This window comes from Nocardia sp. NPDC058666 (assembly GCF_042714895.1).
GTDB lineage: Bacteria > Actinomycetota > Actinomycetes > Mycobacteriales > Mycobacteriaceae > Nocardia.
This window is the reverse complement of record NZ_JBHXRY010000002.1, coordinates 213,204-225,600: the sequence shown is the minus strand read 5'-3', so window position 1 is coordinate 225,600 and position 12,397 is coordinate 213,204. Positions and strand designations below refer to the sequence as shown.

Here is a 12,397-nt window from a genome sequence, read left to right as displayed (position 1 = left end):
GAAACGCTGCGCCCGAGTCGGTGACTCGGGCGCAGCAGCAACGTCACTCACTTGCTCAGGACCGTGAACCGGAACTTGAAGGAGCCGTCGAGGGTCTGATCGACACCGGACACGCCCGGCTTCGACACCGCGACCTGCTTACCCGACAGCAGCGGCAGGGTCGGCAGGAAGTTCTGCGCCAGATCGGTCTGGATCTTCTTCAGCAGCTCCGCGCGCTTGGTCGGATCGGACTCGGTGGTCTCGGCGGTCAACTGGGCGTTGATGCCGGGGTTCTCGAAGTGCGACTGCAGGAAGTTGTTCGGGCCGAAGAACGGCGTCAGGTAGTTGTCGGCGTCCGGGAAGTCCGGGAACCAGCCGAACTGGTACATCGGGTAACTGTCGGAGGCGCGCTCCTTCTGGTAGGTCACCCACTCGGTGGACTGCAGGTTCACCTTGAACAGGCCCGAGGCCTCGAGCTGCGACTTGACCGCGGCGTACTCCTCCGAGGAGCTGGAGCCGTAGTGGTCGGGGTTGTACTGCAGGTTCAGCGTCACCGGGGCGGTGACGCCCGCGTCGGCCAGGAACTTCACGGCCGCGGCCTTGTCGGGCTTGGCGCCGTAGAGGTCCTTGAGCGGCTCGGCCGCACCGGCCATGCCCTGCGGCACGTACCCGTAGGCGGGCTGGTAGGTGCCCTTGTAGACACCGGCGGCCAGCGCCTCACGGTCGATCGACGACGCGAAGGCCTTGCGCACGGCCAGCTTCTGCTCGGGGGTGTTGCCCGGCATGGTGTTCATGTTGAACACCACGTAGCGCAGCTCGCCGCCGGGGCCGTCGGTGACCTTCACCTTCGAGTCCGCGCGCAGCGAGTCGATGTCGGTGGGGGTGAACGAGCGGTAGCCGACGTCGATGGCGCCGTTCTGCAGGTCCAGCTTCAGGTTGTCGGAGGTGGCGTAGTACTTGGTCGACACCGTGGTGTTCTTCGGCGTGCCGAGAATGCCCTGGTAGTCGGGGTTGGCCTTGTACTCGACCAGCTTGTTCTTGTCGTAGCTCGAGATCGTGTACGGGCCCGCGTAACCCTTGGCCTTCACGACCTCTTCGTCGGTGGCGACCTTGTCGGCGGGCAGCGACTTCTCGTCCACGATCGGCCCGGCCTGCGTGGGCAGGATGGTCGGGAAGGTCTGATCGTTGGCAACCTTGAGCGTGAACGCGACGGTGAGATCGTCGATCTTGTCGGTCTTCTCGAGGTTGCCCAGCAGCGAAGCCGGACCGTGCGCGTCGTTGATCTTCAGCATCCGGTCGAACGAGAACTTCACGCTGGTGGCGGTGAGCGGGTTGCCGTTGGCGAACTTCAGGCCCGGCTTGATCTTGCAGGTGTAGACCGTGGGGCTGGTGAACTCGCACTTCTCCGCCGCGTCGGGCTTGGGCGTGGTGTCGCCGGGCGCGAAATTGAGCAGGTACGAGTAGATCTGGTTTTCCACCAGCAGCGACCCGTTGTCGTAGGCCGCGGCCGGGTCGAGCGAGAAGATCTTGTCGGTGGTGCCCACGACCAGGCCCGCACCGGAGCCCGCTTCATCGGTGCGGCCGGAGCCACAGCCGGCCAGCGCGGCCACGACGAGCGCGGCGGCACCCACCGCACCCACTTGTTTCGCACGATTATTCAACATCAGGTCCCATTCTCGAACGCTGCGCTGCCGCCGAACCCGGGTTTCGAGAGCGGCGGCAGCGCGTTTGAGCTAGCGATATAACGGGGGACCGTACATTGCGACCATTACCGGCCAGTTTCAAATGCGCCGAAATATTGCCGCTATGTTATGAACTAATCTTACGTAATTCGAGGGCACCGGAATTTTGTCCGTACAGCACACAAAAGGGGCCGACCAGGTTTATCCTGGCCGACCCCTGATGGGTGGAAACTACGGACGACTCAGCGCGTCGACGTTCACGTTCTCGCCCAGCAGCGTCGCCTCCGGCTTGCCCGACAACATCCCCTCGAGCACGTTCTTGCCGATCGCGGCCTCAGTGGGCAGCTCGATCGGGTACTCACCGGTGAAGCAGGCGGTGCACAGTCGCGACGCCGGCTGTTCGGTGGCGGCGATCATGCCCTCGGTGGACACGTAACCGAGGGTGTCGGCACCGATCGAACGGCGCACGGTCTCGATCATGTCGGCGTAACTGTCGTCGGCGCCGGTGCCGTTGGCGATCAGCTCCGCGCGCGAGGCGAAGTCGATGCCGTAGAAGCAGGGCCACTTCACCGGCGGCGACGCGATCCGCACATGGATCTCGAGCGCACCGGCCTCGCGCAACATGCGGATCAGCGCGCGCTGGGTGTTGCCGCGCACGATCGAGTCGTCGACCACGATCAGCCGCTTGCCGCGGATGACTTCCTTCAACGGGTTGAGCTTGAGCCGGATACCCAGCTGACGGATCGTCTGACTGGGCTGGATGAAGGTTCGGCCCACATAGGCGTTCTTCATCAGACCCTGGCCGTACGGAATGCCCGAACCCTGCGCGTACCCGACCGCGGCGGGCGTGCCCGACTCGGGCACCGGGATCACCAGGTCGGCGTCGACCGGGTGCTCCTTGGCCAGCTTGCGGCCGATCTCCACGCGGGTGGAGTGCACCGAACGCCCGGCGATCGTGGTGTCGGGACGCGCCAGGTACACGTACTCGAACACGCAACCCTTGGGCTCGGGATTGGCGAAGCGCATCGAGCGCACGCCGTCGGAGTCGATGGCCAACAGTTCGCCGGGCTCGATCTCGCGCACGAACGCGGCACCGACGATGTCCAGCGCGGCGGTTTCCGAAGCCACGACCCAGCCACGATCCAGCCGACCCAGCACCAGCGGGCGTACGCCGTGCGGGTCACGCGCGGCGTACAGGGTGTGCTCGTCCATGAAGGTCAGACAGAACGCGCCACGCAACTGCGGCAGCAGTTCCATCGCGGCGGCTTCGATGCTGGAGTCCGCCGAGGCGTGCGCCAGCAGCGCGGTGACGATGTCGGAGTCGGAGGTGGCGCCGGTCATCTGCGGGCGGCCGTCGACCACCCCGGCGCCGATCAGGCCCAGTTCGCGTGCGCGACCGGCCAATTCGGCGGTGTTGACCAGGTTGCCGTTGTGGCCCAGTGCCAGGCCGGAACCCACGGAGGTGGTGCGGAAGATCGGCTGCGCGTTCTCCCAGGTGACCCCACCGGTGGTGGAGTAGCGGCAGTGGCCCACGGCGATATGGCCCGGCATGGCGGCCAGGGTCTGCTCGTCGAAGACCTGCGAAACCAGGCCGAGATCCTTGAAGACCAGGATTTGGGAGCCATCGGAAACGGCGATGCCCGCCGCTTCCTGCCCGCGATGCTGCAGGGCGTACAGGCCGTAGTAGGTGAGCTTGGCCACGTCCTCATCGGGAGCCCAGACGCCGAAAACGCCACACTCCTCGCGAGGCTCGTGTTCGAGTTCGTCGGGCGCTTGGTTGGCCACTGTTTTTCGCTCCCTGTTCGGGCGGGCTGGGGGCAATGATCAGTCTACGGGTCACCTCCGACAGGTAGTACCTCCGCTGGGCATCCCGGCGGGTGACACCTGCTTTTTGGTCGCCGAAATGTTGCCCGGCACTGCTACCGTCCCGGGTGTGACCACGGACGACAGTGCGAACGATCAGGCCGGTGCGGAACCCGATCCCGCCGGTGCTCAGGCGGTGAAATCGCCCCGGCAGCGTGGTAGCAAAGCGCGCCCGGCGACCCGGAACCTGCAGCGTGGCGACCTGATTCGGATGGTGCTCAAGCCCACGGTCGTGCTCGCGATCCTCACCGCGCTGCTGGGTGTGATGTACCTGGACTACGTGGCCGACCCCGAGGGCAACCTGCACGATTTCCCGATCGCGCTGGTCAACCTCGACGTGGGCGATGTCACCGGCACCGGGGAGAAGGTCGACTTCGGTAAGCAGGTCACCGACGGCCTGGTGAACAACGTGCCCGCGGACAAGGTCGACCTGCGGGTCGTGGGCATCACCGAGTCCGAGCTGTTGATGCGCAACGGCGATGTGTACGGCGCGATCATCATCCCCGGCGACTTCAGCAAACGGCTGAGCATCCTGGGCGCGGGTTCGATCGTGCCGGGCGAGATGGAACGTCCGGTGATCACCCTGCAGACCAACCCGCGCCTGGGCGCTTTCGGCACCCAGATCACCAAGCAGGTCGGCCAGCAGGCACTGGCCGAGGTCGACAAGCAGGTCGGTGGTCAGCTGACCGACCAGGTGAAGAAGGCCCTGGCCGGCACTCCGGAAGGCGCCCCCGCACCGCAGGTCTCCGGCGCGGCCATGCTGACCCTGCAGGACCCGATCAATATCATCGAACAGGAATTCCGCCCACTACCCGCGGGCAGCGGCGAAGGGCTCACGGCCTTCTTCTACGCGCTGTTGTTGCTGCTGGCGGGCATGATCGGCGCGATGGTCGTGCACACCATGACCGACGCGGGCCTGGGTTTCGTGCCCAACGAGTACGGCCCCTTCTACATCCACCATGAGCCCGTGAAGATCTCGCGCCTTGGCACCCTGGTGGTCAAATGGGGAATCATGACCGTGGTTTCGCTGGTGGTGTCGCTGGTCTACGTCGTGACGGCCGAGATCCTGGGCATGGCCATCAGCAACCATTTCGGCCTCTACCTGTTCTCGGTGCTGTGCATGCTCGCCTGCGGCTGGACCGGCCTGACCATGCTCGCCGTGTTCGGCACCCCCGGCCTGCTGATCAACATGATCCTGTTCGTCATCCTGGGCCTACCGTCCTCCGGCGGCACCGTCCCCATCGAAGCCGCCCCCAAATACCTCGCCTGGCTGGCCGAATTCGAACCCATGCACCAGGTCTACCTGGGCGTCCGCTCGATCCTGTACTTCGACTCCAACTACGACGCAGGCCTGGGCCGAGGCACCTTCATGGCCTTCCTCGGCATAGCCATCGCCGTAGTCCTGGGCGTAGCGGTGACCACCTTCTACGACAAAAAGGGCCTCCACCGCGAAAACCTGCTCTAACTGTTCGCCGCCAACGGAACAATCGGCAGCCACTGCGCGATCTCCCCCGCCCTGGTCCCCGACGCACTGACCGCGCCCGCTCGAACCGCGTCCTCGAACTCGAGCAGCCCGGTGGCCAGCAACAACCAGGTCCGCGCGTCGGTCTCGACCACGTTCGGTGGATTCCCCCGGGTATGCCGAGGCCCCTCGATGCACTGCACCGCCGCGAACGGCGGCACCCGAACCTCCACCGAATGCCCCGGCGCACCAGCCGCCAACGCCCGCACCGTCCCCTTCACCGCCGCCGCGATCTCCGCCCGCCCCGGCTTCTCCACCCCCGAGCCCCGCAACCACTCCCCCACCCCCAACACAGCCGCCCGCACCTGCGCGGGATCCACCTTCTGTTGCGCCATTCCCCCAAGTTACCGAGCTACTTCCTGAACTGCTCGATCCGTCGGGCGGCGAGGGGGGTCAGGGCTGCGCCGGTGTTGAGGGCCAGGTGGAGGAGGGCGGGGGCGGTGGCGCTGTTCGAGCGGCGGCGGAGTTCGGTGAAGAGCAGGCCGGCGAGGGTGGTGGCCAGGATGGTTGCCGGTATCGAATCGTTTGCGGTTCTTGCCGGGTGGATGTGCCAGAGGCCGAAGTCGAGGGGGCTCAGGGCGGGGGTGCCCAGCGATCGGGTGAGGAGGGGGTCGAGGGTTCCTCGGAAGATTGCTTCTTCGGCTAGGACGGTGCCTAGGGGGATGTGTAGGGCTGTCCACTCGAGGGTGGAGGTTTCGGGGGTGCGGGTCTCTATTTCGAGGGGGATTCGACGGAGGGGTGGGATCGATAGTGCGATGGCGTAGCCGGTGAGGACTATGGCCGCGCTGGCTGAGCCCCAGCGGAATCCGCTGGCGGACAGCCAATTCGGCGTTCCTTGGAAGGCTTTCGTGTAGCCGGTTGCGAAAACCAGGTTCGCTGCGGTGCGGCCGCGTAGGGGAAGGTCGAGGGCGGGCAGTACACGGTTGTTCCAGAGCGGCGGAAGTATCAGTGCGGCAAGCGTTTTGAACCGGCTCACTTCACCTCCCGCTCGTAGTCCTCCGCGAATTCCAGTGCGGCCCGAATCTTTTCGACAACCTCACCACTCACCTCGGGCGCCCCTACCGCCACCCACCCATCCAGCACCAACGACCCGTACCGGTGCCCGTGCCCGTCGACCACCCCTTGCGCATTGGTCAGATCGGCCGTGACCTGCCAGAACGTCACGAACGGCGCCCACCGCATCTGCGTGGACACATCGGACCCGCGCGGCTCACTCAGCCAGTCCGGGCGGGTGAAGATCAGGTCCGCCGACCACCACACGATGGGGTCGGACGGGTGTTGCAGGTACGCGATGCGCGGCTCACGCCACGGCTCGAAACCTTCGAAATCCGTTGCCTCGTCGGCGAATCGAACCACAAGCCCGTCGGCGTACACCGGCTCCACCTCGGGCGAGCCGGGATCGCGCCGTTCCACGAACTGCCGCCACAACCGGTTCGAATTGGGCGGCCCCACCCACAGCGCCCCGTCGACCTTCTCCCGCAGCTCGGCCAACCCGTCGAAGGCCTCCTCCGATCCCTGCGACCCGAGACTCTCCCCGTAGACGAACAGCTTCGGCCGCTGCCCCTCCGGCTGGGCCGACCACCGCGCGTACACCGCGTCGAACAGCTCCCGGCTGGCCGCGGCCGCCTTCTCCCGGTCGGACATGAACGACAGCACGCTGGGCAGATACGAGAACTGGGTGGCCACGATCGCGGTGTCACCGCCGTACAGATACTCGACAGCCCCGGCCGCCATCCCGTTGACCCACCCGGTTCCGGTGGTCGTGACGACAACCATCGCCGCACGTTCGAAGGCTTTGGTCCGCTCCAACTCGGCAACCGCCAGCTGCGCCGCGGTCTGTTCGCCCTTGACCGATTCCAACCCCACGTACGCCCGAATCGGTTCGCGCGCAGGCTTTCCCGTCACCCCGGCGATCCCCGACGCACTGGGCCCGTTGGCGACGAACCACCGCCCCTCGAACCCCAACGTCTCCCACGGCGCCAACGACCCCGCACTCCCCGACCGCTCGGGCGCCACCGGCTGCACCGCGAACGACGTCGTCCGGTCGTTGCGCACACTGAACGCCGAATTCGCCACCGCGAAGAACGCCCGCGACGCCACCCCGTTGAAAATCGTCACCGACAGCACGACAAGCACCAGCAACCCGGCCGCCGGCGCCACCTCACGCGGCACCCGCACCCACCGATTCAGCTGCCGCGCCAGCACCAAAACGATGACCCGCACCGTCCGATACGCGGCCACCACCGCCACCCCTACAGCCACGCTGAGCAGCCCGGTTCGCAGGTACGCGGGCGTGGTCGTGCCCGCCATCCCCATCAGCGAGGTGATCTCGCGCTGCCACCGCGCCGACTGCACCAGCATCCCTGCCGCGAACACCGCACACCCCACCAGCACGGTCGCCTTGATCGCGTACCGCAGCCGATCGGAGGGGCTGGGAATCGGCAGCCGCGCACGCACCCACCGCCGGAACACCCACTCCAGCACACACCCGAGGCCGTACCCGATCGCCGCGTTGATCCCGCTGATCAGCCCCTGGAAAAGCCAGTCGCGCGGCACCAGCGACGGTGTCACCGACAGCCCGAAGAACAGGGTCGCCAGCACCAGTCCCGGATAGTTCAGATCGACGACGTCCTCCACGCGGCGCGCGATCACGCCGCCGCGCGCACGCAGCGTCGCCACCGTCGATGCGCGTTCGGTCACCGCCTCAGTATGGCGGCCGGGTCTGACAAACACCGGATTTGCGCATGCCGATCGGCTCACAAACTACGTACCGCACTCGAGTAGTTGTACGCGCGATCGCGAAGCCGCAGATCAGCACACTGATACCCATGAGCACAAACCACAAGCCGAAGAACACCTCGGCCTACATGGCCCAGGCCGCGATCGCGTTCGGCGTCAGCCTGTTCGGGACCGGCGCCGGTATCGCCTACCTGCCGTTGGACGGCTGGCAGCGCGCGTTCCTGGCGATGTCGGGATTGTTCCTGGTGACCAGCTGCTTCACCCTGGCCAAGGTCGTGCGCGACCAGCAGGAGACCCAGTCGCTGCTGAGCCGGGTCGACGAGGCGCGGCTGGAACAGCTGATCGCCGAACACAATCCGTTCAAATCGGTGTCGTAACCGCACCGGGGCAGCGCTGATCGAGGGGTTCGGCGCTGCCCCGGTGCGTCACTTCAACCGATGTTCGCGCGCCATCGACGCGTCGAGGTACGCCCGAATCCGCTGCGCCAATTCCGGTGTGTAGTCCGGTGGTTCAGCCACCGCGGCCCATGCGTCGGGCACCAGGTTCCCGTAGTTGTGACCGTGCCCGTCCGAAACAGACTGTGCGCGAGGAAGATCCGCCGCCACCTGCCAGAATGTGACGATCGGATACCACGACATCGCCGGCGACACATCCGGTCCGCGCTTCTCGCGCAACCAATCCGGCCTGCCGAACAGCAAATCCGGCGACCACCACACCACCGGATCCGACGCGTGCTGCAGATAGACGATGCGCGGATCGTTCCAGACCGGGGTCGGCTTCGCGAGCTGGTCGGCACTGGCGGCGAAACGCACCGACATGCCGTCGGCGTAGATCGGGGTGATCTCCTCGGTGCCGGGGTCGCGCCTGCTCACGAACTCCGACCACAGCCGATTCGAATTCGGCGGCCCCACCCAGAGCACGCCGTCGGTGCGGTTGCGAATATCGGCTAGGCCGGAGAATGCGCCCTCCGACCCCTGCGAGCCCAGACTTTCGCCGTAGACCAGCAGCTTGGGGCGAGCGTCCTCGGGCAGCGCCGACCAGCGGTCGTACACCTTGTCGAACAGCATGCGCCCCATGGTCATCGACTTGTCGCGGTCCGACAGGAACGACAGTGCGCTGGGTAGATACGAGTACTGCGTGGCCACCAGCGCGGTGTCCCCACCGAACATCAACTCCACCGATTCGGCGCTGACGGTATCGACCCAGCCCGTACCCGTGGTGCCGATCACCACGAGGACCTCGCGTTCGAAAGCCTTGGTGCGCTCCAGTTCCGCGATCGCCACGTCGGTCTGCGCCTCGAATCCGTCACCGGATTCCAACCCGGCGTAGACCCGAATCGGTTCGCGCGCAGGCTTTCCCGTCACCTGGCTGATGGCCAGCGCGGTCGGTGCGTTCGACACGAACCAGCGGCCTTCCGAACCCAGGGTGTCCCATTTCGCCAAAGACTCAGGGCTACCGGAACGTTCGGGCAGTACCGGCTGCACCGCATTGGGCGACGTGTGACTGTTACGCGCGCTGAAGGCCGAATTGGCCACGGCGAAAAAGCCTTTCGCCAGCACGCCGTTGAACAGCATGGCCGCGACCACCACCACGACGAGCAATCCGAGCGGCCGCGCGATCGCCGTCGGAATTCGCACCCACTGGTTCAGTCCCCGCGTCACCGCGCGCACCAGCCGGACCACCAGGCGCGAGATCCAGATCAGAATCCCGACCACCACCGCGCCCAGCAGCACCGTGCGCGGATAGCCCGCGTCCGAGACCGGCGCCATCCCCATCAGGTCGGTGATCTGCCGCTGCCACTTCGACGACTGGATGCTCATCAGCACCGCGAAGATCAGGCACGCCACCACGATCGCGCCCTTCACCGCCACCAGCGCCCAGCTCGGCCGCTTCGCCCATGCAGCGGTCACCTGCTCGGGCCACTTGATGCGGGGAACCGCCCACTTACGCCAGGCCCAGGCCAGCGCGCAGCCGATGCCGTAGCCGATGGTCGCGTTGATCCCGCTGATCAGTCCCTGGAAGAACCAGTCACGCGGCAGCAGCGACGGTGTCAGCGACAGCCCGAAGAACATCGCAGAAACGATGAGCCCCACGTAATTGGGATGAAAAAACCTCTCCACCAGGTGAATTCCCCGGACGAAGAGGTTCTCGTGCACGCGTGCTTCTGGTCGAGAAGTCGAGCTCGTATCCTCAGTGGTCACAAGCTCGACTCCTCGTCAGATCAGGCGGTGTGCGCTCCGAACAGCTTAGGCAAGGTGCCCTCGAACGCCTCACGCAATTCCGCGAGTGTCACCGAGAACTGCCCCTGCACCTCGACCGAATCCGAACCCTGGTCGACCACGCCGATGCGCACCCACGGCAGCTGCCGCGCGTCGCACATCTTGGTGAAGCGGGTCTCCTCCGAACGCGGCACCGCCACGAGCACACGCCCCGCCGACTCCGAGAACAGCTGCACGAACGGGTCCGAGCCTTCGGGAAGCACGATGCGGCAACCGGTTTCGCCTGCCAGCGCGGCTTCGACGACGGTCTGCGCCAGACCACCCTCGGACAGGTCGTGCGCGGCGGAGATCATGCCGTCCCGCGAACCCGAGGTGAGCACGTCCGACAGCAGCTGCTCGCGGGCGAAGTCGACCTTGGGCGGCACGCCACCGAGGTGATCGTGCACGACCTGCGACCAGATCGAGCCGTCCAGCTCGTCGTGGGTGTCGCCGAGCAGGATCAGCGACTCGCCCGGCTCGAGGCCGAGGCCCGTGGGGATGCGTCGGTGCACATCGTCGATCACACCGAGCACGGCGACCACCGGCGTCGGCAGGATCGCGTCCTTGCCGGTCTGGTTGTAGAAGCTCACATTGCCGCCGGTGACCGGAATGCCAAGGGTGGCACAGCCATCCGCGAGACCGCGCACGGCCTGCTGGAACTGCCACATCACGCCCGGGTCCTCCGGCGAACCGAAGTTGAGGCAGTTGGACACGGCCTTGGGGGTGGCGCCGGTGGTGGCGACATTGCGGAAGGCCTCGGCCAGCGCCAGCTGCGCGCCGGTGTACGGGTCGAGCTTGGTGTAGCGGCCCGAGGCGTCGGTGGCCAGGGCGATACCGCGGCCGGTGGCCTCGTCGACCCGGACAACGCCCGCGTCGGCGTGTTCGGCCAGCACGGTGTTGCCGCGCACGTAGCGGTCGTACTGCTCGGTGATCCAGCGGCGGCTGCACAGCTGCGGGCTGGCGATCATGGTGAGCAGGGTTTCGCGCAGCTCGTCGCCGGTCTGCGGGCGGGTCAGCGCGGCGGTGGTGTCGGCGATCAGCGCGTCCTGGGTGTCGGGACGCTGCACGGGCCGCTCGTAGACCGGCCCCTCGTGGGCGACGGTGCGCGGGGGCACGTCCACCACGGTCTCGCCGTGCCAGGTGATCACGAGGTGGTCGCCGTCGGTGACCTCACCGATGTCGGTGGCCAGCACGTCGTGCTTGCGGCACACGGCCATGAACGCTTCCACGTTCTCGGGCGTGACCACCGCGCACATGCGCTCCTGCGATTCGCTGGACAGGATCTCCGCGGGGGTCATGTGGGCGGCGCGCAGCGGGACCTTGGTCAGGTCGATGTGCATACCGCCGTCACCGGCAGCCGCGAGTTCGGAAGTGGCGCAGGACAATCCGGCACCGCCGAGGTCCTGGATGCCCACGACCAGGCCGGCCGCGTACAGGTCGAGACAGCACTCGATGAGCACCTTCTCGGTGAACGGATCGCCCACCTGCACCGCGGGCAGCTTCTTACGGCCCGAGCCTGACTCGTCGCCGGAGAAGGAGTCCGAGGCCAGCACGGACACGCCGCCGATGCCGTCCAGGCCGGTGCGCGCGCCGAACAGGATGATCCGGTTGCCCTCACCCGAGGCGAACGCCAGGTGCAGGTCTTCCACGCGCATCGCGCCCGCGCACAGCGCGTTCACCAGCGGGTTGCCCTGGTAGGAGGCGTCGAACACGGTCTCGCCGCCGACATTGGGCAGGCCCAGCGAGTTGCCGTAACCGCCCACGCCGCGCACCACACCGTCGACCACGCGACGGGTATCGGGGGCGTCAGCGGCACCGAAACGCAGCTGGTCCATCACCGCGATCGGGCGCGCGCCCATGGCCATGATGTCGCGCACGATGCCGCCGACGCCGGTGGCCGCACCCTGGTAGGGCTCCACATACGACGGGTGGTTGTGCGATTCGACCTTGAAGGTGACGGCCCAGCCGTCGCCGATGTCGACCACGCCGGCGTTCTCGCCGATCCCGGCCAGCATGGAGGCCTTCATCTCGTCGGTGGTGGTTTCACCGAAGTAGCGAAGGTGCACCTTGGAGGACTTGTACGAGCAGTGCTCGCTCCACATCACCGAGTACATCGCCAGCTCGGCATCGGTGGGCCGACGGCCGAGAATCTCCTTGATGCGGGCGTACTCGTCGTCTTTGAGACCGAGTTCCTTGTACGGCTGCGGAGCATCCGGGGTGGCTGCGGCGGTGGCGACGGTGTCGACCTGCAAAGTCACGGGAGACCAGGGTCCTTTCGGCCGGGGGGATCGTCTGGTCCAGAGTCTATATAGCGGCCCGATCACACTTGCGCTTCGGCTGGGTCTGCACCCGCT

At 66.7% G+C, this 12,397-nt stretch carries 9 protein-coding genes; 2 read left to right on the top strand and 7 right to left on the bottom strand.

Annotated features, from left to right (window positions below; genetic code table 11):
* Window positions 1-47 precede the first annotated feature (47 nt).
* Window positions 48-1,643, bottom strand: a complete 1,596-nt coding sequence (locus tag ACFWVD_RS07645) for an ABC transporter substrate-binding protein (protein WP_379241210.1) — start codon at window positions 1,641-1,643, stop codon at window positions 48-50.
* Between the two features lie 249 nt (window positions 1,644-1,892).
* Entirely contained in the window at window positions 1,893-3,446 is a 1,554-nt protein-coding gene (purF, locus tag ACFWVD_RS07640) for an amidophosphoribosyltransferase (protein ID WP_379241209.1), read from the bottom strand.
* A 148-nt stretch (window positions 3,447-3,594) separates the two neighbouring features.
* Between purF and ACFWVD_RS07635 the strand changes: the two genes are divergently transcribed.
* On the top strand, window positions 3,595-4,989 hold the full coding sequence (locus ACFWVD_RS07635; protein WP_379241208.1) for a YhgE/Pip domain-containing protein: 1,395 nt from the start codon (window positions 3,595-3,597) through the stop codon (window positions 4,987-4,989).
* On the opposite strand, the gene ACFWVD_RS07630 is transcribed toward ACFWVD_RS07635, so the two are convergent.
* The 3 genes from ACFWVD_RS07630 to ACFWVD_RS07620 are packed head-to-tail and all read right to left on the bottom strand — an operon-like array spanning window position 4,986 to window position 7,746.
* On the bottom strand, window positions 4,986-5,381 hold the full coding sequence (locus ACFWVD_RS07630; protein ID WP_379241207.1) for a sterol carrier family protein: 396 nt from the start codon (window positions 5,379-5,381) through the stop codon (window positions 4,986-4,988). The two genes, ACFWVD_RS07635 and ACFWVD_RS07630, sit on opposite strands and share 4 nt — an antisense overlap.
* Window positions 5,382-5,398: 17 nt before the next feature.
* Window positions 5,399-6,022 carry a CPBP family intramembrane glutamic endopeptidase gene (locus ACFWVD_RS07625; RefSeq protein WP_379241206.1) on the bottom strand — a complete coding sequence of 208 codons (624 nt, stop codon included), beginning with the start codon at window positions 6,020-6,022 and terminating at the stop codon, window positions 5,399-5,401.
* Window positions 6,019-7,746 (bottom strand): alpha/beta hydrolase, encoded by a 1,728-nt coding sequence (locus tag ACFWVD_RS07620; protein WP_379241205.1) that lies wholly within the window; start codon window positions 7,744-7,746, stop codon window positions 6,019-6,021. Before ACFWVD_RS07620 ends, ACFWVD_RS07625 begins: the two co-directional genes overlap by 4 nt.
* A gap of 128 nt (window positions 7,747-7,874) precedes the next feature.
* Between ACFWVD_RS07620 and ACFWVD_RS07615 the strand changes: the two genes are divergently transcribed.
* Window positions 7,875-8,162: a YiaA/YiaB family inner membrane protein gene (locus ACFWVD_RS07615; RefSeq protein WP_379241204.1), complete on the top strand. Its 288-nt coding sequence runs from the start codon at window positions 7,875-7,877 to the stop codon at window positions 8,160-8,162.
* Between the two features lie 48 nt (window positions 8,163-8,210).
* Here the strand turns inward: ACFWVD_RS07615 and ACFWVD_RS07610 are convergent, their stop codons facing one another.
* Window positions 8,211-9,857, bottom strand: coding sequence for an alpha/beta hydrolase (locus tag ACFWVD_RS07610; protein WP_379241203.1), 1,647 nt, complete (start codon window positions 9,855-9,857; stop codon window positions 8,211-8,213).
* Between the two features lie 149 nt (window positions 9,858-10,006).
* Window positions 10,007-12,301 (bottom strand): phosphoribosylformylglycinamidine synthase subunit PurL, encoded by a 2,295-nt coding sequence (gene purL, locus ACFWVD_RS07605; RefSeq protein ID WP_379241202.1) that lies wholly within the window; start codon window positions 12,299-12,301, stop codon window positions 10,007-10,009.
* Between the last annotated feature and the right edge of the window lie 96 nt (window positions 12,302-12,397).